General features: G+C 40.5%; 17 protein-coding genes and 1 other annotated feature. Of the genes, 1 reads left to right on the forward strand and 16 read right to left on the reverse strand.

Annotated features, from left to right (window positions below; genetic code table 11):
- Positions 1-8: 8 nt before the first annotated feature.
- Both CYJ36_RS09430 and hemA read right to left on the reverse strand, forming a co-directional pair.
- Positions 9-842: a cytochrome C assembly family protein gene (locus CYJ36_RS09430; protein ID WP_101567009.1), complete on the reverse strand. Its 834-nt coding sequence runs from the start codon at positions 840-842 to the stop codon at positions 9-11.
- 18 nt (positions 843-860) lie between these two features.
- Positions 861-2,216: a glutamyl-tRNA reductase gene (gene hemA, locus CYJ36_RS09435; RefSeq protein WP_101567010.1), complete on the reverse strand. Its 1,356-nt coding sequence runs from the start codon at positions 2,214-2,216 to the stop codon at positions 861-863.
- A 332-nt stretch (positions 2,217-2,548) separates the two neighbouring features.
- Here hemA and CYJ36_RS09440 point away from each other — a divergent pair, with 332 nt between their 5' ends.
- Positions 2,549-3,034: a LiaI-LiaF-like domain-containing protein gene (locus CYJ36_RS09440; RefSeq protein WP_101567011.1), complete on the forward strand. Its 486-nt coding sequence runs from the start codon at positions 2,549-2,551 to the stop codon at positions 3,032-3,034.
- Positions 3,035-3,505: 471 nt separating this feature from the next.
- Here the strand turns inward: CYJ36_RS09440 and yihA are convergent, their stop codons facing one another.
- The 14 genes from yihA to ilvE all read right to left on the reverse strand — a co-directional run bounded on the left by yihA (position 3,506) and on the right by ilvE (position 22,419).
- Positions 3,506-4,099: a ribosome biogenesis GTP-binding protein YihA/YsxC gene (gene yihA, locus CYJ36_RS09445; protein WP_101567012.1), complete on the reverse strand. Its 594-nt coding sequence runs from the start codon at positions 4,097-4,099 to the stop codon at positions 3,506-3,508.
- Positions 4,096-6,420 carry an endopeptidase La gene (gene lon, locus CYJ36_RS09450; protein WP_101567013.1) on the reverse strand — a complete coding sequence of 775 codons (2,325 nt, stop codon included), beginning with the start codon at positions 6,418-6,420 and terminating at the stop codon, positions 4,096-4,098. Before lon ends, yihA begins: the two co-directional genes overlap by 4 nt.
- Before the next feature lie 188 nt (positions 6,421-6,608).
- Entirely contained in the window at positions 6,609-8,270 is a 1,662-nt protein-coding gene (gene lonB, locus CYJ36_RS09455) for an ATP-dependent protease LonB (RefSeq protein WP_101567014.1), read from the reverse strand.
- A 490-nt stretch (positions 8,271-8,760) separates the two neighbouring features.
- Complete coding sequence (clpX, locus tag CYJ36_RS09460) at positions 8,761-10,026, reverse strand: ATP-dependent protease ATP-binding subunit ClpX (protein WP_101567015.1); 1,266 nt, start codon at positions 10,024-10,026, stop codon at positions 8,761-8,763.
- 460 nt (positions 10,027-10,486) lie between these two features.
- Complete coding sequence (gene tig, locus CYJ36_RS09465) at positions 10,487-11,773, reverse strand: trigger factor (RefSeq protein ID WP_101567016.1); 1,287 nt, start codon at positions 11,771-11,773, stop codon at positions 10,487-10,489.
- Positions 11,774-12,005: 232 nt separating this feature from the next.
- Positions 12,006-13,016: a tetratricopeptide repeat protein gene (locus CYJ36_RS09470; RefSeq protein WP_101567017.1), complete on the reverse strand. Its 1,011-nt coding sequence runs from the start codon at positions 13,014-13,016 to the stop codon at positions 12,006-12,008.
- Between the two features lie 83 nt (positions 13,017-13,099).
- On the reverse strand, positions 13,100-13,696 hold the full coding sequence (gene leuD / locus CYJ36_RS09475; RefSeq protein WP_101567018.1) for a 3-isopropylmalate dehydratase small subunit: 597 nt from the start codon (positions 13,694-13,696) through the stop codon (positions 13,100-13,102).
- Positions 13,668-15,107: a 3-isopropylmalate dehydratase large subunit gene (leuC, locus tag CYJ36_RS09480; RefSeq protein ID WP_101567019.1), complete on the reverse strand. Its 1,440-nt coding sequence runs from the start codon at positions 15,105-15,107 to the stop codon at positions 13,668-13,670. The genes leuD and leuC overlap by 29 nt, the downstream gene beginning before the upstream one ends.
- Before the next feature lie 70 nt (positions 15,108-15,177).
- Positions 15,178-16,290, reverse strand: a complete 1,113-nt coding sequence (leuB, locus tag CYJ36_RS09485; protein WP_101567020.1) for a 3-isopropylmalate dehydrogenase — start codon at positions 16,288-16,290, stop codon at positions 15,178-15,180.
- A gap of 27 nt (positions 16,291-16,317) precedes the next feature.
- A complete protein-coding gene (locus tag CYJ36_RS09490) occupies positions 16,318-17,862 on the reverse strand; it encodes a 2-isopropylmalate synthase (RefSeq protein WP_101567021.1) in 1,545 nt (514 codons plus the stop codon).
- On the reverse strand, positions 17,849-18,871 hold the full coding sequence (gene ilvC / locus CYJ36_RS09495) for a ketol-acid reductoisomerase (protein ID WP_101567022.1): 1,023 nt from the start codon (positions 18,869-18,871) through the stop codon (positions 17,849-17,851). Before ilvC ends, CYJ36_RS09490 begins: the two co-directional genes overlap by 14 nt.
- Positions 18,872-18,900: 29 nt before the next feature.
- Positions 18,901-19,419, reverse strand: coding sequence for an acetolactate synthase small subunit (gene ilvN / locus CYJ36_RS09500; RefSeq protein ID WP_101567023.1), 519 nt, complete (start codon positions 19,417-19,419; stop codon positions 18,901-18,903).
- Positions 19,416-21,134, reverse strand: coding sequence for an acetolactate synthase large subunit (ilvB, locus tag CYJ36_RS09505; protein WP_101567024.1), 1,719 nt, complete (start codon positions 21,132-21,134; stop codon positions 19,416-19,418). The genes ilvN and ilvB overlap by 4 nt, the downstream gene beginning before the upstream one ends.
- A 112-nt stretch (positions 21,135-21,246) precedes the next feature.
- Positions 21,247-21,502 (reverse strand) — a binding site (T-box leader).
- Positions 21,503-21,513: 11 nt separating this feature from the next.
- Complete coding sequence (ilvE, locus tag CYJ36_RS09510) at positions 21,514-22,419, reverse strand: branched-chain-amino-acid transaminase (protein ID WP_101567025.1); 906 nt, start codon at positions 22,417-22,419, stop codon at positions 21,514-21,516.
- Positions 22,420-22,810: the final 391 nt, after the last annotated feature.

Genomic DNA, 22,810 nt, shown 5'->3' on the forward strand with positions numbered 1-22,810 from the left:
ATGAATCCTTATGAATCCCATATGTGAAAACGGGATAAACTTCCGAATAAGAAAAAGTTTATTAATAGAATTAAAAAGGATGCGACATTTAAATATGCTACATGTTTGCCCTGCCATTCTTTCACGATCCGGTAATATAAGTAAAAGCTGTAAACGAGAAGCATCATAAAGGATCCGAGTACTTTAGCATCGTACCAATGAAAATCTGGAAGTTTTAAATACGCCCAAATAACTCCTAGAATTAAGCTTAATAACAGCATCGGTACTCCAATGACATTTAATACATAGGACATATGATCAAGCTTTGTCAAATCGTCGATTCGGAGTAATTGTTTACCCCACTTTTTCTTTTTCAGCAAGTTATATTGAATTAAGTAAAGCAAAGAAAAAACAAATGACAGCGTGAAAGCCCCATAAGACAAAATCGCCATCGTAATGTGAATAAACAGCAGTTCAGAGATCAACTGGCCGGAAACTGCCGCTGATTCATATTGCGAAGGAGCAAATGTATGAATGGAGAGCATAATAAATCCTAATACATTTGTGAAAAAAATAATAAAATCGACTCGCAAAAACCGATTTAACACAACAGACAGAGTGACCAGCACCCATGAATAGAAATATAAACCTTCAGATATATTTAAAATCGGAAATCTGCCAGTCGTAAACATTTGATAAAATAAAAAAATTGTTTGCAGCAGCCAAACAATAGAAAGCAACCAGAAGGCAACTTTGTTTGCCTTCCGGTTGTTATGAATAAAATCTATGAAAAAAAACAGGACGCTAAGCGCATAAATAATAATAATCAATTCATTTATTCTTGTTAAACTCATCTCTGGCATAAATCAAATTCCTCTCACTTACGATTGAAGTGATGCTCTTAATGGCTCAATCGTTTCTTTTGAGCTGCCGAGCGGCATTGAGTTTTCAAGTCTTTTCTGTTCTTCTACCGCTTCTTCTATATCAAAAATTTTCATGAATAAATCAAGTGTATGGTCTGCATCAGGTTCAGCAGACAATTCTTTTACCTTTAATATTGGATCCCGGAGCATTTGATTTATTATGCTTTTCGTGTGTTTATTTAAAAGTTTTAATTCACGTTCTGTTAAGTTCGGCATTTTACGTTCAAGGCTTTGCATAGTTTCTGCTTGAATGCCAAGTGCTTTTTGACGAAGAGCAGAGATGACAGGGACAACACCAAGAGTTCCGAGCCACTGTTTGAAGGCAACAATTTCTCCTTCGACCATCAATCCGATTTCTTCAGCTGCTTTTTGTCTTTCCTGCAGATTTGCATCCACAATTCCCTGCAAATCATCTATATCGTATAAGAAAACACTTTCAAGCTCATCAAGACCTGGATCAAGATCGCGCGGAACAGCAATATCAACCATAAACAATGGTTTGCCTTTTCGTATTTTTTCAACACCTGCCATCATGTCTTTCGTGATGACGAAGTCCTTAGAACCAGTTGAACTGATTAAGATATCGGCTTCAACTAAAGCACATTGCAGTTCATTCATGCTTTTCGCCACGCCTGTAAATTTCAAAGCAAGCTGTTCTGCTTTTTCAAAGGTGCGGTTCATTACAGTAACTTTTCGAACACCGCTGCCATGCAGATTTTGCACCGCAAGCTCACCCATTTTCCCTGCACCCAGAATAAGAACATGCTTGTTTGATAAATCTCCGAATATTTTCTTTGCAAGCTCTACTGCTGCATAGCTCACTGAGACGGCATTTGCGGCGATATCTGTTTCGGAATGAGCTTTTTTAGCAAGAGTGATCGCTTGTTTAAATAAATGCTGAAAAACCGTTCCAATTGTACCTTCTGTTTGCCCAAGCATAAAGCTTGTACGCACTTGTCCGAGAATCTGTGTTTCTCCAAGAACCATAGAATTTAAGCCGCACGTAACGCTAAACAAATGGTCAATCGCTCCATCATGCTCGTACATTGTTAAAAATGGAGAAAATGAATCTTTGTCGATTCCAAACCACTCAGCTAAAAATGCTTTAATATAATAACGGCCAGTATGAAGCTGGTCCACAACGGTATAAATTTCTGTCCGATTACAAGTCGAAACAATGATATTCTCTAAGATGCTTTTCTTGCCTTTCAGTGCTTTCATCGCATCTCCGAGCTCATTTGGATTAAACGTTAATTTTTCACGGATTTCGACAGGGGCAGTTTTATAATTTAAGCCAACAACTAAAATATGCATGATTCTATACACCCCACATACAAGAATACTATTACCATTATACCATGACCTGCATTTTTCTCTTTTTATAAATGTGAACAGTTCTTGAAAGCTTGTTCGTCTATGGTATGATACTACTTAAAAGCGTAAGGCCTGTTTAGCTCCAAAAGGCAGATAAGGATTTGACAGAAAAGGACAGATTTGACTTTACTGGCGAAGCCGATCTGACTGGGGATTCAGGCACTGAAGCTAGATATATGATTACAAAAGTTATTACAAATTCGTCCACCTTGAACAATACCAAAAAAAGTGCTTACAATCAAGGAAATCGTTCTATTATGAGGTGAATAATCTTGAAAAAATCGACAAAATTCTCTGCACTCACACTATTGGCTATCGGATTTTACTATTTTCTCCAAACCTTTCAAATTCAGCTTTTTGAAAATCAGCAATCCTGGCAGACTCTTCTTATCCTGTTTGGACTCGTTTTTTTAATCGGCGGTCATTTCGACCAGGATGACAATGCCATCCTGCCTGGCATTCTCTTGCTTGGCCTTGGCACTCATTTTCTTGGCATCGAACGTTTTCCAAATTGGCCTGATCATGCACCAGCCATCACGTTTATTATCGGACTTGGCATGCTGCTTCGTGCTGCAAAAACAAAATCAGGGACCTTTCAAAGCTTCATTTTACTCTTGCTTGCCGTTTTCCTCCACTCATTCGACTCCATCATCAATGGGCTTGGATGGGTCGAACAAGGCATGCAGGTCATTCAGAGATTTTGGCCAGTCCTGCTAATTCTTGGAGGTTTTTACTTATTATTTATAAAAAGAAAGTAAAATATGTAAGATGAACCAGATAAAAGGTGAATGACCAGTCGCAGAATGCGGCTGGCTTTTGATTTTGAGGTGCTGCTGTAAAAATAGATTCAGTCTGAGTAAAGGATAGGTTATGGTAAATAATACGGATGCTGCGGCGATTGAGAGACTCTTTTTCTCGCTTGAAGAGACTCGTCGGATTATAAAATACCAATTTTAGATAATAAACTATGTGTTCCGGAGAATAAGAAGACTGGTTCGGCAAATAAGAGCCGTTTTCCAGATAATAGAGCTGGAAACATGTTATTGAAAGATGGTTCTTTTAATTGAAAGCGCCACCAAAAGAATGATTGCAATTTTATCCTCCCAGAGCATCTGAGAAAAGAACATTGTGTGACTGTTTAATATAAAAAGCAGACGAAGTTACCTTCCTCTAATTAATGAAAACGCACAAAAGAGAGTGCCCAAGATAAACTTTGGGCACTCTTTCTTTCATTTCTTCAAATTCGTATACTGCTCAATCATAGACCATGCTTCTACTTTGCCTTGTCCTGTTTCTGACGAAAAGCAGATAAGCGGATCATCAGGATCTTTGTTAAGTGTTTCCCTTACAACCTTCATATGCTTCTGCCATTTGCCTTTTGGTATTTTATCAGCTTTGGTTGCGACTACGATTACTGGGATCTCATAATGCTTGAGAAACTCATACATCATCACATCATCTTTTGATGGGGCATGACGGAGATCCACCAGCAAAACAGCTGCACAAAGCTGTCTGCGCTTTGTAAAGTATGTTTCGATCATTTTTCCCCATGCATCACGCTCTGATTTAGAGACTTTTGCGTAGCCATACCCTGGCACATCGACAAAATGAAGCACTTCATTAATGATATAGAAATTCAGTGTCTGTGTTTTCCCTGGCTTAGAAGAAGTACGGGCCAGATTTTTTCGATTCAGCAATTTATTGATAAAAGATGATTTTCCTACATTTGATCGTCCGGCAAGGGCAATTTCCGGCAAGTCCAAATCTGGATACTGGTCGGGCTTTACGGCACTGATGACAATCTCGGAACTTGTTACTTTCATTGATTTTCTCCCACTAACGCATGCTGCAGCACTTCATCAAGATGTGATACAGGTACAAATGTTAAATCATTGCGGACACTTTCAGGGATATCTTCAATATCTCTTTCATTGTCCTTCGGCATAATGATTTTCGTTAATCCTGCCCGGTGTGCACTCAGCGTCTTTTCTTTTAATCCACCGATTGGCAGTACTCTTCCTCTTAGCGTGATTTCTCCGGTCATGCCAACTTCTTTTCTAACAGGCCGGCCTGTTAATGCTGAAATCAGAGCAGTAGCTATCGTAATACCTGCAGAAGGTCCATCCTTTGGTACAGCACCTTCTGGAACATGAATATGAATGTCCTGCTTCTCATGGAAACCTTCGTCAATATTCAGCTCTTTTGCACGGGAGCGAATAAAGCTGAATGCAGCCTGAGCAGATTCTTTCATGACGTCTCCAAGTTTACCTGTTAAAATCAGTTTTCCTTTCCCAGGAGAAAGAGACACTTCAATCGACAATGTATCCCCGCCTACTGTTGTATATGCGAGGCCTGTTGCAACGCCGATTTGATCTTCAAGCTCTGCTTGGCCATAACGGAATTTGCTCTTGCCAAGATAGTCTGCAAGATTTTTATCTGTCACAGTTATTCTTTTTCTTGCTTCTGAGACAATTTGTTTTGCTGCTTTACGGCAAATAGCAGCAAGCTGTCTCTCCAAGCTTCGTACGCCAGCTTCACGAGTGTGGTAGCGAATCACATTTTGAATCGCTGAATCACGAATCTGCAGATGTGTTTTTTTCAAACCATGCTCTTTTAATTGCTTTGGCAGCAAGTGATCTTTGGCAATATGAATTTTTTCAATTTCTGTATACCCAGCAATTGTGATAATTTCCATTCGATCACGAAGAGGGCCAGGAATAGTTGATAAATTATTGGCGGTTGCAATAAACATTACCTTTGACAGATCATATGTCTCTTCAATGTAATGGTCACTGAACGTATGGTTTTGTTCAGGGTCAAGCACTTCAAGCATTGCAGAAGAAGGATCTCCTCTGAAATCACTGGACATTTTATCAATCTCATCTAATAAAAAGACTGGATTTATTGTTCCCGCTTTTTTCATGCCCTGGATAATCCGGCCTGGCATAGCGCCTACATACGTTCTGCGGTGTCCGCGGATCTCAGACTCATCTCTAACTCCGCCAAGGGAAATACGGACAAAATTTCGATCTAAAGACTTGGCTACAGAACGGGCAAGAGATGTTTTTCCGACGCCTGGAGGTCCTGATAAGCATAAAATCGGACCTTTAAGTGAATTTGTCAGTTTTTGGACAGCTAAGTATTCTAAGACACGGTCTTTTACTTTCTCAAGCCCATGGTGATCTTCATTCAAAATCGTTTCTGCACGTTTTAAATCAAGACGGTCCACGGTCGCATTTGACCATGGCAGCGAAGTGAGCCATTCTAGGTAGTTGCGCACAACTGAACTTTCTGCTGAGGTAGCAGGCACTTTCTCATAGCGCTCAAGTTCCTTTAATGCTGTAAGCTTGACATGATCCGGCATTCCAGCCTTTTCAATCTTTTCATTCAGCACTTCGACTTCGCCGGTTTTTCCTTCTTTATCGCCAAGTTCCTTTTGAATGGCCTTCATTTGTTCGCGGAGATAGTATTCTTTTTGTGTTCGCTCCATCGACCGTTTTACACGCTGGCCGATTTTCTTTTCCAGCTGAAGAACTTCTTTTTCGTTATGAATGATTTCAATTACACGATTTAAGCGTTCTTTAATATCGAGAGTTTCAAGTACTTCCTGTTTTTCTTTCAGTTTCAGAGGCAAATGGGAAGCGATAATATCAGCCATTCTTCCAGGCTCATCAATATCGGTCACAGTCGCAAGTGTCTCACCAGATATTTTTTTAGAAAGCTTTATGTATTGATCAAAGTGATCGAGCAGCGTTCTCATAAGTGCTTCATCTTCTGCATCTTTATCAGAGCGTTCTTCCAAAGAAGTCGCACTGACTGCAAAATAGTCACCTTCATCAACATAGTTTGTAATTTTACCGCGCTGCATGCCTTCTACAAGCACCCTGATTGTTCCATTTGGAAGCTTCAGCATTTGTTTTATTTTCGTCAATGTTCCTACTGGAAAGATATCGCTTTCTGTCGGTTCGTCAATTGAAATATCCCGTTGTGTCGTTAAAAAGATTATATGATCATCCATCATCGCTTTCTCAAGCGCCTGTACGGATTTTTCGCGTCCTACATCAAGGTGAAGTACCATTGTCGGGTACACTAACAATCCTCTAAGAGGTAGGAGGGGGACGATTTTCTCTTCTTTTTTCGCCAACTTTCATACACCTCCGTGACTATAGTATCAATCATTATAATATAATGAGTTCATTCTTGTACAATTCTATCTTATTGTCAAAACAGTGTCTATTTGTAAACATAATGAGGTTACCTTATGTAGTATACCCTTTACACTGACATAAGACTAACGAATTCACTCATATTTTGCATAAAAAAACCCCGAGATTACCCGAGGTCTTGTTTTATTAACGCGGTAATAGGCGCCGGCACCTCAGTCGGAGGATTCAGCAAGGCTATATCAAAAACTTCCTGTAAATGATCAACGGGGATGATGCGAATACCTTCAACTGTTTTTAAGATAGATTGCATATTTTCAGCTGGAATTATAACTGTTTTGGCTCCAGCAAGTTTAGCTGCTTTAATTTTTGGAACGACACCGCCGATTGGCTTGACATTACCATGAATGCTGATTTCCCCTGTCATCGCAACTGTATGATCAACGGGGATCTTATGAATGGCTGAGAAAATCCCTGTTGCCATCGCGATTCCCGCTGAAGGACCGTCAACAGGAATGCCACCGGGAAAATTGACATGGATATCAAAATCATCTGCTTTGATTCCCATTGATCGCAGAACCGTAATAACATTTTCAATCGAGCCTTTTGCCATGCTTTTGCGTCTTACTGATTTCCCTCTGTCACCAATGCTTTCTTCCTCTACAATTCCTGTTATATTGATGGTTCCGTTGTCTTTTGCATGAATAACGGTCACTTCAATTTCTAGGAGGGAACCAGAATTTGGACCGTGAACAGCAAGCCCGTTGACGAGACCAATTTTTGCATTGCCGTATATTTTTTTATCATATCGGGGTGAAAGCTGACTTGAACTTACGACCCATTCAATATCTTCAATTGTAATTTCTTTTCGATCCTCTGTCATCGCCATGCCGGCAGCAATTTGCATCATGTTGACGACTTCACGGCCGTTCCTCACATAGGAGGTCAAAGTTGAAATACTTTTCTCGCTTGTCTTCATATTCACTTTAGCCGCTGCTTTTCTTGCTACAATGGCAAGCTCTTCTTGCTCTAGATCCCTAAAAAAGACTTCCAGACAGCGTGATCGAATCGCTGGAGGTATTTCATTTGGAGTTCGTGTCGTGGCTCCAATTAAGCGGAAATCGGCAGGCAGGCCATTTTGAAAAATATCATGAATGTGATTTGGAATTTGTGTGTTTTCTTCGCTATAATAGGCGCTTTCTAAAAACACTTTGCGATCCTCGAGCACCTTCAGCAGCTTGTTCATTTGAATCGGATGCAATTCACCTATTTCGTCAATAAAAAGAACGCCTCCGTGTGCATGTGTGACAGCTCCCTGCTTTGGCTGAGGAATTCCGGCTTGTCCCATGGCACCTGCCCCTTGATAGATGGGGTCATGAACAGAGCCAATGAGCGGATCTGCAATTCCTCTTTCATCAAAACGGGCCGTCGTTGCATCTAATTCAATAAAAACCGCTGCTGGTTTAAAAGGCGACTTTGTATTTCTTTTAGCTTCCTCGAGAACAAGCCTTGCAGCAGCAGTCTTTCCTACTCCCGGAGGACCGTATATGATTACGTGCTGGGGATTGGGTCCGCAAAGAGCTGCTTTAAGAGCCTTAATTCCATCTTCCTGACCGACAATATCTGAAAAACTTTTAGGGCGGACTCTTTCAGCAAGAGGCTCCGATAATTTAATCGATCTCATCTTTTTTAACTGTTCCATTTCTTTTCGTGACTCACGGTCGATCGATACTTTTTGTGTACGCTGATTTTTTAATAAATTCCAAAAGTACAAGCCGATAATTACCCCGAAAAAAAGTTGTACAAATAATGCAATTCCAGTCCAGCTCATAGTGGTCCCTCCTACTGCGATGTCATATTTATAAGCTAGTATCTCCGAGGGGGTTCTTGAATAAACGTGAATATATTAACTATAATTTCGAGATTTATGTATAAAAATTATCAGTCTTTCACACATAGAACAAAAGCGCCTTGGTCAGTTCGAGATGAAAACAGGAATTGACCAAGGTTAATTTGCGCATTGAGAATACAAGCATCAATTAATCTGCTTTTTCAGAGCAATTGTCTTTTTCACAGTGGATAATCGTATAGCTGTGGCAGATCATTTCCTTTTATTATTTCCAAAACAAAAAAAGCCTTGCAGAATTATTCTGCAAGGCTTTTTAAAATGGTTATAATGTATAAAATTTTGCGCATTGATGACGAGCGGAATCACCCAACTCTCCGGCCAGAACAAATCCGCAGGAAAAGTCAAACCCGGACTTTTCTGACGGATTCTTTTCTGTCATGCCTGTGCGAAACGGGCGCTTGCGCTTTTCTAATTATGCAGATGTTTTTGTGTCTTCCTCGATGATCGTGCCATCATTCAGCACAAGCTTAGGGGGAACTTTATCTGTTACTGTTTCAGCAGTGACCACACATTTCGTAATATCATCACGTGAAGGAAGCTCGAACATAACTTCTAGCATTAGTCCTTCAATAATAGAACGCAGTCCGCGTGCTCCTGTTTTACGTTCAATCGCTTTTTTCGAGATTTCCATTAGCGCATTTTCTTCAAATTCAAGTTCTACGCCATCTAGATCAAGCATTTTCTGATATTGCTTCACTAAAGCATTTTTAGGTTTTGTTAAAATTTCAACCAATGCTTCTTCATCTAAAGGCTGAAGGCTTGCGATGACAGGCAAACGGCCGATGAATTCCGGAATAAGTCCAAAACGAAGCAGATCTTCCGGCAGCACTTTTGAAAGAAGCATTTTTTGATCCAATTCATCTTCTTTTTTCTCAGAGCCAAAGCCGATAACCTTTTGGCCTAAACGGCGTTTGACAATCTGCTCGATGCCATCGAAAGCTCCGCCGCAGATAAACAAGATGTTTGTTGTATCAATTTGAATAAATTCTTGATGCGGGTGTTTGCGTCCGCCTTGTGGAGGTACACTTGCAACCGTACCTTCAAGAATTTTAAGAAGCGCCTGCTGAACACCTTCACCAGATACATCACGTGTAATCGATGGATTTTCAGACTTGCGGGCAACCTTATCAATTTCATCAATGTAAATAATGCCTTTTTCAGCTTTCTCTACATCATAATCTGCAGCTTGAATCAATTTTAAGAGAATGTTTTCAACATCTTCCCCGACATATCCAGCTTCAGTTAAAGATGTAGCATCTGCAATGGCAAAAGGAACATTAAGAATACGGGCCAATGTTTGAGCAAGCAATGTTTTACCGCTTCCTGTAGGACCAATCATTGCGATGTTGCTCTTAGACAATTCCACATCATCGATCTTGCTGTTTGAATTGATTCGTTTGTAATGGTTATAAACCGCTACCGCAAGACTCTTTTTTGCTTGTTCCTGACCGATAACATATTCGTCTAAAATTTCGCGAATTTCTTTCGGTTTTGGAACATCTTTAAATTCAACTTCCTCTTCTGTTCCCAGCTCTTCTTCAACAATTTCTGTACAAAGTTCAATACACTCGTCACATATATAGACACCTGGTCCTGCAACTAATTTACGAACCTGGTCTTGAGTTTTACCGCAAAATGAACATTTAAGCTGACCTTTTTCGTCATTAAATTTAAACATGTTTTCACCCCTTATATCTTTGTATCATCAAAGTACCCATACATCTTCATCTATAGGAGCTGCATTTCTGGATGATCTTTTTTCTTTCTATCCATAAGTATAAAGGTAATGGGAATGAATATCACGTAACTTACCTTCGTCCGCCGGCCGCAGCGGTCAAAAACTTGAAATTTGGTATGTATTGCATTGTACCATAAGTATGTAGATTACTGGAAATAAAACCACTCTGACAAAACAGTTTTTAAATTCACGAAGTTAGAGTGTTTATATAGTATTCGCTTTCCCGTTTCAAAATCCTTGCCTGCCTGAAAAAAATAGAACATGTTTTATTCATGTAATCATTTGTTACCTTTATATGTATGTAGCATGCGGTAATTATATAGTACCCATTGCCGGTAAAAATAAATCTTATTTATAAAACAAGGCACGATCATCTCGCGCCTTGTTTCTTTTTTATCTATTATGCAGCATCTTTGCTGTTTTCAACAAGAAAGTCGATTGCTTTGCGTACTTTAAGATCTTCTTTTAATCCATCAACAGATCCTAGAGCTTGCTTGATGCTGTCAACAGGCATGTTGTACATTTCTGCCATTTTAGCAACTTCTGCATCAACTTCTTCATCTGTTACTTCGATGTTTTCAGCTTTAGCAATTGCTTCAAGAGTCAAGTTGTACTTCACGCGTTTAGAAGCATCTTCTTTCATTTGCTCTTTTAAAGCATCTTCATCTTGACCAGAGAATTGGAAGTATAATTCAAGGTTCATGCCTTGAGCTTGCAAACGCTGTTCAAACTCTTGCATCATGCGGTTTACTTCGTTTTCGATCAATATTTGAGGAATGTCCACTTCAGCATTATCAGAAGCTTTGTCTACAAGCGCATCACGAAGTGCATTTTCTGCTTCAGCTTTTCTAGTTTCTTCTAAGCGATTTTTTGTTTTCTCTTTTAATGCTTCAAGAGTTTCAACTTCTTCGTCAACATCTTTAGCAAATTCATCGTCTAAAGCAGGAAGTTCTTTCGCTTTGATTTCATGAAGTTTCACTTTAAACGTTGCAGGTTTTCCAGCAAGGTTTTCAGCGTGATATTCTTCAGGGAATGTTACTTCTACATCTTTCTCTCCGTTAGCCTCTAAGCCTACAAGCTGCTCTTCAAAGCCAGGAATGAAAGAACCTGAACCGATTTCAAGTGTGTAGTTTTCTGCAGTTCCGCCTTCGAATGCTTCACCATCGACGAAACCTTCAAAGTCAATCACTACTGTATCGCCATCTTCAACTGCGCCGTCTTCTTTTACAACAAGTTCAGCATGACGCTCCTGCAATGATTTCAATTCAGCATCTACATCTTCTTCAGATACTTCAGCATCGATCTTTTCTACTTCAAGACCTTTGTATTCGCCCAATTTCACTTCGGGCTTAACAATCACTTTTGCAGTGAAAATTAAGTTTTTGCCTTTTTCGATTTGTTCAACATCGATTTCAGGACGGTCGATTGGCTCAATGCCAGCCTCTTCAACTGCTTGAGGATATGCTTCTGGAAGAATGATATCCAAAGCATCTTGATAAAGTGATTCTGCGCCAAAACGCTGTTCAAACATTCCGCGCGGAATTTTACCTTTACGGAAACCAGGAATATTTACTTGTTTTGATACTTTTTTAAATGCTTCATCAAGGGCTTTGCTGAACGTTTCCGCATCAACTTCTACTGTCAGAACGCCTTGATTACCCTCTAACTTTTCCCATTTTGCAGACATATGTTTCCCTCCAAAAAATCTATTGAAATAGTGTCATAATCTAAGTCAGGTACGAACAAAGTATGCCTTGTCCATTTTGAACAAGTGATAAATTTGTTATACCTCTATGTAGATAAATTACTAAATCGGCCAGTGTAGTATATGAAGCCCGCCTGCTTTACGCATGGACAGGGAATCATCATTTTACAACCATTTTATTATAACATAGAAAAAATTCCTTTCAACATATACGTTAGATTTGCAAATAAGAAATTTCTTCTATTTCATAAATTTTTCCCGCTGCTTCCGCGAGCATGCTTTGTTTTACTTCGTATGTATAAGAGACCTCTTCTGGCGGCGCTGCAATGCCATGCATTTCGTAGCCGACAGAATGAAGTGCAGCCGCCCACAATTTTGCTTCTGCAGGTTCTGGCAAAAAAGGAAATAATACGTACAAATGACGAATCCATAATTCTTTGACAGCTTCAAAAAGGGAAGGGTTCTCTGCACCAAGAATATCGTCCAATACATTAAGGACCTTTTTAGTAAATGGCAGCTCTGATAAATCCTCAAGCTCTGCAGGGATAAGCGACATCGTTTTTCCGAACTTAACGATCTTGACCTCTTTTGAAACTTCATTTTCCATTAAAAGATGAAGAATCATCGATTGCACAACAGGATGGCTTCTTGCATCCTTTAAGATTGATTGCAGCTGCATCATATGCCTTGATACATTTCTGTCCTTTAACGATTGAATATAGGCAACCTGCTGATTAATATTCTCCAGCAAATTTCTTGGTTCTGTCCATTCTTCGTTTTCTTCGTCCTCTAAAGAATGCAATTCTTCGTCTTCGTTCATTTTCCGGCTGAAATCAAGCAGCTTATAAAAATGCTCCGCCTGATCATGAGGCAAATGATTTTCTTGAAGAACAGCTTCAATCGTCTGCTGCACTTCACCATACTGCCTCAATTGGATCAATATCGTTAAATATACCTGCAGGACAGTAAAATAATCACCAATGTCTTCGTGAAGCATTCTGCGGCAAACAGCTTTCGCTTCTTCCAGTTCCCCAAGTTCCATTAAACATAAGGCAATTCCGAGATGAATTTCAGCCCTTTCCTCTCCTAGCTCACGAACCTCATAAAAAAGATTGAGTGCTTCTTTAAATTGTTTATTTTTCAGCGCTTCCAATCCTTTATCAACTAAACGTTCGCTTAAATTAGGGAAGGGAATGACTTTTCTCTTTTTCTTTTCATCCATCATTAAGAATCATCTCCGGCATGCTATTTGCCTTCAAGTGTACCAATGGATCCTTTAGAAAACAAGAAAAGAAGAGAGTCCAGCAATTATGCCAGCCAGACTCTTCTTCTTTTTTCATAGGTTTTAATCTGTTCGTCATACATGAAAGTCAGGGAAATTTCATCATGACCATTAATCAGCATATCTTTCCAATATGGATCGATTGAGAACGAATACAGGACGTCTGTTCCTTCGGATATTTCCTGCTTCTCAAGGTCAATCATACACTCAAAATGAGGCTGCCTCGCCTTCTCAATTAATTTCTGATGAAATTCTTCTTCCACTCTAATAGGAAGCAATCCATTTTTTAAGCAATTTTGATGAAAGATATCGGCAAAGGAAGGTGCGATGATCACTTTAAAACCATAGTCTCCGAGAGCCCAAGGTGCATGTTCCCTTGATGAACCGCAGCCGAAATTTTCACCTGCCACTAAAATGCTTGCTCCTGCTGCTTCAGGCTTATTTAATTCAAACTTTGGATTATCGGAGCCGTCATTTAAATACCGCCAGTCAAAGAATGCAAATCTTCCGTATCCGGTCCGTTCAATTCTTTTTAAAAATTGCTTCGGAATAATTTGGTCTGTGTCAACATTTGAACGGTTTAATACTGCCAATTTACCCTTGTGCACTTGAAATGCTTCCATTAGCAATCCCTCCTGCCAATTCTCTTACATCAACGAATCTCCCGAATAAAGCTGCTGCTGCTGCCATAGCAGGACTGACTAGGTGTGTTCGCGCTCCTTTTCCCTGTCTGCCTTCAAAGTTGCGGTTTGATGTTGACGCACAGCGTTTTCCATCAGGCACAATATCATCATTCATGCTTAAACACATGCTGCATCCAGATTCTCTCCACTCAAATCCTGCTTCTATAAATTTGGTATGCAATCCTTCTGCTTCGGCTTGAAGTTTGACCTGCTGAGACCCTGGAACGACAATCGCACGGACTGATGGATTGACACGCTTGTTTTCAATGACTTCAGCAGCCTGTCTTAAATCCGTTATTCTTGAATTTGTGCACGATCCGATAAAAACGTAATCAATCTCAATTTCCTGGATAGGGGTATCAGGTTCAAGTCCCATGTAGAAATAAGCTCTTTCTGCTTCCTGCTTTTCTTCATGTTTATTGAACATGCTTGTGTTAGGCACTTTTTCATGAACAGGGACAGCCATTCCAGGATTCGTTCCCCAAGTGACCATCGGCGAAATGTCGGCAGCTTCGACTGTGATTCTGTCGTCATACTCTGCTCCCGGATCGCTTTTAAGTTCTTTCCAATAGGAAATAGCTGCCGTTAAATCTTCGCCCTTCGGAGCATATTGACGATTCTTTATATATTCAAATGTCTTTTCATCCGGTGCGATCAGCCCTGCACGAGCTCCAGCTTCGATTGACATGTTGCATACAGTCATTCGTTCGTCCATCGTCATTTGTTCAATGGCTTCACCTGAAAATTCAATCACATACCCCGTACCGAAACGGACACCAAAAGTTCCGATAATATATAAAATAACATCCTTTGCCGTAACCCCTTTTTTCAAAGATCCGTTAATATGAATGTTTAATGTTTTCGGTTTTTGCTGCCATAAAGTTTGAGTTGCGAGTACATGTTCCACTTCACTTGTTCCTATTCCAAAAGCTAACGCGCCAAAGGCTCCATGTGTAGATGTATGACTGTCTCCGCATACAATTGTTTTTCCAGGCAAGGTAAGACCAAGTTCAGGCCCGATTACATGCACAATTCCCTGATCCGTACTGTTCAAATCAGCAAGCCTGATTCCGAATTCCCGGCAATTGGTTTCAAGCGCACTCACTTGCATTTTGGCAATTTCATCTTTTATTTCAAATCGGTTCACTGTGGGGATATTATGATCCATTGTCGCAAATGTATTTTCAGGTCTTCTTACCTTTCTTCCGTTCTGCCTTAAACCCTCAAATGCCTGCGGGGATGTAACTTCATGAATCAGATGAAGATCTATATACAGCAGATCTGGCTGACCGTCTTTATGATAAACAACATGATCATCCCAAATTTTTTCTACGATCGTTCTGGCTTTCAAAAAAATACCCCCTCTTCAATTTCAATTAAGAGACAGGCGCTTTTATATAGAAGAAAAGCGCCGGTTTTTCTTATGCATAAGCTTCCATAATGTTGAAGATTGTGTGATCATCAGCAAGTGCTGCTTTAATTTCTTCCACAAGCTCGGATGTGGAGAAAGGTGTTTCCCCTTTTCTTGTTAAATCAGCTGTTCTTTTCCCCGAATCCAGTACATGCTTTACTGCATTTTCAATTGCTTCTGCTTCTTCTGCCATTTGGAATGAATGTCTCAGCATCATAGCTGTTGATAAAATCATGGCAACAGGATTTGCTTTGTTTGTGCCAGCGATATCAGGAGCAGAACCATGAACCGGCTCATAAAGGTGAAGTCCTGTTGCTGAAAGACTTGCTGATGGGAGCATGCCAAGTGATCCTGTCAGCATAGAAGCCTCGTCGCTTAGAATATCACCAAACATGTTTTCCGTTACGATCACATCAAACTGTTTCGGGTTGTGTATTAGCGCCATCGCTGCATGATCAACGAGCATATGCTGAAGATCAACATCTGGATATTTCATTGAAACTTCCTCTGCAACTTCTCTCCACATTCGGCTTGATTCTAAAACATTTGCTTTATCCACAGATGTCACTTTCTTTTTTCGGTCTTGCGCCAGCTGAAACGCCTTTTCAATGATGCGCTCCATTTCATCACGTTTATAGAACAGCGTATCCACTACTGTGTGCTCGCCATTTTTCACATTTCGTTCACTTGGTTTTCCGAAGTACAATCCGCCTGTTAGTTCCCTTACAATCATGAAGTCGACACCCTCCACATATTCACGCTTTAAAGGCGAAGAATCGAGCAGGCTTTCAACTGTTTGAACTGGACGAAGATTTGCATAAAGATCCAATTCTTTGCGAAGTGCAAGCAATCCTTTTTCAGGTCTTAAGTGAGAGGGATTTGAATCCCATTTCGGACCTCCGACTGAACCAAGCAGAACAGCATCTGAATCCTTGCACATTTGCAGCGTTTCGTTTGGAAGCGGAGAATTCATTTCATCAATCGCTGCTCCTCCAATCAATCCATATTGAAAATGAAAACGATGATAGTAATGTTCTTCGATCGCTTTTAAAATTTCAACAGCACCATCCATAACTTCTTTTCCAATACCGTCTCCCGGCAATAACGCAATTTTCTTCTCCATATTATTCTGCCTCCTTCATGATTTGTATTAAACGGTTGCTGTTAGCGAATCCTGAACTTGTGATTGCAGAATGAGGATGCGGTTAACTGCATTCAGATATGCTTTTGCAGATGCTTCAAGCACATCCTGAGCCATTCCTCTTCCGCTCGATTCCGTACCTCCGACAATGACTTTTACATATACTTGAGCAAAGGCATCACGCCCGCTGCTGTTTGATTGAATTCGATAGTCCAGCAGTTTAATTGAAAAACCTGTGCACCGCTCAAGGGTATTATAGATTGCCTCTACACTTCCACCGCCGGTTGCTGCTTCTTGCACGAGTTCTCCCTGCTGATTTTTAAGAGTCACAGTAGCAGTCGGCACTTGCGTTGTCCCGTATTGAACCTGTAAGGAAACAAGTTCAAACATGTCTTCACTTTTTTCAACTTTTTCTTCTATGACGAGTGCTGCAATATCTTCATCTGTGAATTCCTTCTTTTTCTCAGATAACGTTTTGAACGTCTTGAAGATTTTATGGCTTTCTTCTTCTGTCAGGCTGAAACCAAGTTCGATCAGCTTGCTTTTAAATGCATGACGTCCGGAATGCTTGCCAAGCACCATTGAGTTGGAGGCAACTCCTACAAGCTCTGGTGAAATGATTTCGTACGTTGTTTTTTCTTTCAGCACACCATCCTGATGAATGCCTGATTCATGTGCAAATGCATTTTTTCCAACAACTGCTTTGTTTGGCGGGATCATCATCCCAGTCAGCTTGCTCACCAAATCGCTCGTTTTTTTGATTTCATCAAGCTTCATATTTGTTTTAGCACCAAAGTAATCGGATCGGATATGAAGAGCTACGCCGATTTCCTCAAGAGAAGCATTTCCTGCCCGCTCGCCTATTCCATTGATCGTTCCTTCAATCTGACCAGCGCCATTTTCAATTGCAGCTAAGGAATTTGCAACGGCCATTCCTAGATCATCATGACAATGCGCGGATAAAATCACATTTTCAATGCCTCTGACATTCGATTTTAAATATTGAAAGATATTACCGTATTCTTTCGGATTAATGTAGCCAACCGTGTCAGGAATATTAATGACACTTGCACCTGCTGCAATGACCTCTTCGACGATTTTTGCAAGAAACGGAAGTTCGCTTCGGCATGCATCCTCGGCAGACCATTGGATTAGCGGGAAATATTTAGCCGCATATTTGACTGAATCAACAGCTGTTTGAATGACCTGATCTGGTGATTGCTTTAACTTATATTTCATATGAATGGGTGAAGTAGCCAAGAATACGTGCAGCCTTGGGTTAGCACCATCTTTCAGGGCGTCCCAGGCAGCATCAATATCTGTTTTTACTGATCTGGCAAGTCCTGTAACAGAGCAGTCTTTAATGGTTCTTGCAATCTCTTGAACTGCTGAAAAATCTCCTTTTGAGGAAGCCGGGAATCCGGCTTCCATAATATCAACTCCTAGACGCTCAAGCTGAAGGGCAATTTGCAGTTTTTCTTTTGCATTTAAATTGACTCCTGCTGATTGTTCACCATCTCTTAGGGTTGTATCAAATAAGTTAATTTTTCGCACTTACGACCACTTCTTTCCGTTTTGGCTTAACGAATGGCATCATTTCCCGAAGCTTTCTGCCTACAACTTCAATTTGATGTTCATTTTCTCTGTTGTTAATTGCATTGAATTGCGGACGATTCACTTGATTTTCAATGATCCAGTCTTTTGCAAATTTACCAGATTGAATATCGTTCAAGACTTCCTTCATTGATTCTTTTACTCTCTCATCTACAACTCTAGGTCCAGATACAAAATCTCCCCATTGGGCCGTATCTGAAATGGAATATCTCATTCCGGCCATTCCATCTTCATACATAAGGTCAACAATCAGCTTCAGCTCGTGCAAACACTCAAAGTATGCGAGTTCTGGCTGATAACCTGCCTCTACCAATGTTTCAAATCCAGCCTTTACAAGGGAAGTTAACCCTCCGCATAGAACAGCCTGCTCTCCGAATAGATCTGTTTCAGTCTCTTCTTTAAACGTTGTTTCCAGCACTCCTGCACGAGCGCCTCCAATTGCTTTTGCATAGGCTAATGCCAAATCTTTTGCATCTCCTGTAACATCCTGATGGACTGCGAATAATGCAGGAACACCGGCTCCGTCTTCAAATGTTCTTCTTACTAGATGACCTGGTCCTTTCGGTGCAACAAGGAATACATCAACGAATTCTGGAGGAACAATTTGATTGAAGTGAACGTTAAATCCATGAGCAAAAACTAATGCATTTCCCGGCTGTAATTGGTCTTTAATTTCAGCTTCATACACTTTTTGCTGCTGTTCATCAGGCAATAGCACCATCACAACATCCGCTTGAGCTGCTGCTTCTTGTACTGTTGTAACATCCAGTCCATCTGCCGCTGCTTTATTAAATGAATTGCCTTTACGGACACCTACAACTACATTTACGCCGCTGTCTTTTAAGTTCAGTGCATGTGCATGACCCTGTGAACCGTAGCCGATAACTGCAACCTTTTTCCCTGCTAATACTTCCTCTTTTACATCACCGTTATAATAAACTTTTACCATGTCCATTCTCTCCTTTTAATTTCAATTAGTTAGACGATTGAATATGTTTTTGCACCATTTGCAGCACGCTGTGTGCCTCTTGGGAATGCAGTTGTTCCAGTTCTCGCAATTTCTTTGATTCCGTATGGTCTCAATAGGTCGATGATTGCTTCAATTTTTTCCGATTCTCCTGTCACTTGAATGACAATGCTGTCTTTGCTGACGTCGATGACTGTTGCACGGAATGGCTCAATCACACCTTGAATCTCCATTCTTGTTGCTGGAGCTGCAATCACTTTTATAAGAGCAAGCTCTCTTGCGACAATCGATTGATTCGTAATATCCTGAACTTTTAAAACATCAATCTGTTTATTTAGCTGCTTTGTGATCTGTTCAACTTCTTTTTCGTCTTCAACATGGATGACAAAGGTCATTCTCGATATTCCTTCAATTTCTGCATGCCCAACTGTAATGCTTTCAATATTGTAATGCCGCTTTGTAAATAAACCGGTAATCCGATTTAGGACACCTGAGCGATTATTGACAGTTAAAGTAAGGATTCGCTTCACGGTCTAACACCCACCATTTCATGCAGTCCTTTGCCTGGGGCAATCATTGGATAAACATTTTCTTTTTGGCATACATTTACGTCGATTAACACTGGCTCATCTGATAAAAGTGCCTGTTTGAAAGCTGGGAAGTCTTTTTCAGTCTGAATTTTCAGTCCTTTCATCCCGTACGCTTCCGCTAATTTCACAAAATCAGGCTGTGACTGGAATACGGATTGTGAGTAGCGTTCCTCGTAGAAAATTTCCTGCCACTGTCTGACCATTCCAAGCACTCCATTGTTAAGCAAAATCACTTTAATCGGTAATTTCAGTTCGTGGATAACAGATAATTCCTGAAGTGTCATCTGAAACCCACCATCTCCAAGGATTGCGACGACATTTGCATTTTTTTCAGCAAGCTGGGCTCCGATAGCTGCCGGCAATCCGAACCCCATCGTGCCAAGCCCTCCCGACGTTACCCAGCGATTTGGCTGCTGCAGCCGGTAATATTGTGCCGCCCACATTTGATGCTGTCCGACATCTGTTGAAATAATGGCTTCCCCGTTTGTCCACTCATGAATGAGCTCTAACATATATTGCGGCTTTAATTCCTTTTCAGACTTTTCATACCAGAGGGGTGCTTCCGCTTTATTCTTCTGCAGGGCTGCATACCATTCATCATGCTGTCCGCGTTTCCCATTTTGGTGAATTAAATTTTCAAGAACAAGTCTTGCATCTCCAACTACTGGTATTTTCGTTTCTACTACTTTACCGATTTCAGCGGGATCGATATCAATGTGAGCAATCGTCGCACTTTTGGCAAAATGATTTAAATTTCCTGTTACCCTGTCATCGAACCTTGCTCCAACACTTATTAATAAATCACATTCATATAACGCCGTATTTGCGGTATATGTACCATGCATACCTGCCATCCCAAGGAAGAGCGGATGATCTGCCGGGAAGCTTCCGAGTCCGAGCAATGTATTTGCGACTGGAATATGCTGCTGCTCTGCGTATTTTTTTAATTGCTCGCTTGCCTTGGCATGCAGAACGCCTGCACCTGCTAGAATAACTGGCTTTTTAGCACTGCTTACTGCTTCGACAAGCTTTCTGATCTGAAGGTAATTCGGATCCATTTTTGGCTGATAGCCCGGCAGATGAACAGGATTATCATAATTAAAGATCCCTTCTGCGACTGCAATATCTTTTGGAACATCTATGAGTACCGGACCCGGTCTTCCCGTTGTTGCGATGTGAAAAGCTTCTTTGATGATTCGCGGAAAATCATTGACATCCCTTACTTGATAATTGTGCTTTGTGATTGGCATTGTAATTCCTAAAACATCTGCTTCCTGAAAGGCATCTGTCCCAATAACAGAAGATGCGACCTGGCCTGTGAATACGACCAGAGGCAGAGAATCAATCATGGCATCCGTAAGTCCTGTAATCAGGTTTGTCGCTCCTGGTCCTGAAGTTGCAATAACAACCCCAGGTTTCCCTGAAACTCTTGCATAGCCTTCTGCTGCGTGGATTCCGCCTTGCTCATGACGAGTTAAAATGTGATACATGCCGGAATCGTAGAGTTTGTCATAGATTGGAAGAACGGCACCGCCTGGATATCCGAAAATCACCTCTACCCTTTCCTGTTTTAAAGCTTCAATCATCATCATAGCCCCAGACATCGTTTTCGTACATTTGGCAGACTGTGCATCCAATTGTACTTTCATACTCATTGATTTTGCCTCCTTTTTCCCGCTTGCATCTTTAAGCCTTTTTTTATTTTTCTCTAATTATTTCAAAATAAAAAACCTTCCCTCCCCAATATTGCCCACGTATCATGTGAGTCAAAGGGGCGAGAAGGTTTGAGAACACTTTTCGCGGTACCACCCTTGTTCATGGCCATTAATTGGCCACCTTATGAAAGTCGATGACTTTCTTTTGATAACGAGTGCTGTGTAAATGGCACTCGGCTGATTCTACTAAACGTTCAAATCAGCACTCAGAGGTGAGTTCACCTAAAAAGGGACCGCCGGTTCTCAGCTCCACCAGCTCTCTTTAGATCCTTGTTTTTTGGGCTACTTTTCCTCTTCAGCGTTTTAATTTATAGTATCCTTAACTAACATGTAAACTTGGATTGCTGCCTTTTACTTTCACGCCATCTGAAATTACTTTTTCTCTAAAACACTCAAGCAATCTGTTTGTATGTTCTCCTGGCTGCCCGTCTCCAATTTCTCTTCCATCAACCTTTACAACTGCAATGACTTCAGCTGCAGTTCCAGTTAAGAAAACCTCATCCGCTGTATACACATCATGTCTGGTGAAAGGTTCTTCACGAACATCGTAGCCAAGTTCTTCTGCTATTTCGATAATGACATTGCGGGTAACTCCTTCAAGTGCTCCTAAGTAGCCTGGCGGAGTTAAAAGTTTTTTATTTTTATAGATAAAGACGTTGTCAGCAGATCCTTCTGCGACGTAGCCTTGATCATTCAGCATTAACGCTTCGCTTACATTTGCGAGATGCGCTTCAATTTTCACGAGGACATTGTTAAGGTAGTTCAGAGATTTAACTTTAGGACTGAGAACGTCCGGTCTATTGCGTCTTGTAGGAACTGTTACAATGTCTATCCCTGTTTCATACAAATGTTTTGGGAAGATTGACAGCGGTTCTACAATAATGACGACGTTCGCTTCTTTGCATTTATATGGATCAAGCCCAAGATCACCGACTCCTCTTGAGACAACCAGTCTGATGTATGCGTCATCTAAGCCATTTTTCTCAACCGTCTTTACTGTTAAATCCGTCATTTCCTCTTGCGTATATGGCATGTTGAGTAAAATGGATCTAGCAGACTCGTAAAGGCGTTTCATGTGCTCATTTAATCTGAAAATATTACCGCTGTAAACTCTGATTCCTTCGAAAATTCCATCTCCGTACAGGAACCCGTGATCATAAACTGAAACTTTAGCATCTTCTTTTTTTACAAATTCATTATTAAGAAAAATCCATTGGTCACCCACAAAGAGCACACCTTTCTTTTAAAGTCTAAACGCGTTAATCAGTTGAAATATAGTGTGTAAAAAAAATCCGTATAACGTTTGTTATGGACTCTTTTAAATGAACCTCACATGTTCATGTAACTTATATTTGAGCCTATATTACGCCCATTAAATAACGGTGTCAACCGTCTTTTTGTGAATTATTAGATAATTTAGATTTGTTTGTTTATTTGTATACGCTTACATGCCTGTCACAATAGGGAATTCATTTTTTTGAAGTTTTTTTGAAGTTTTTTTCTGTGAGATTGTCTGACAGAGTTTTGAGTGTTTTTTCAGGGTAAAAAGAGTGGCAAATTTGTTTTAGTGATATCGATTTTCGAGGATTCTTTATGAAGAACACAAGATAGATTGT

Source organism: Bacillus sp. UMB0893, from assembly GCF_002858905.1.
Taxonomy (GTDB): Bacteria; Bacillota; Bacilli; order Bacillales; family Bacillaceae; genus Bacillus_P.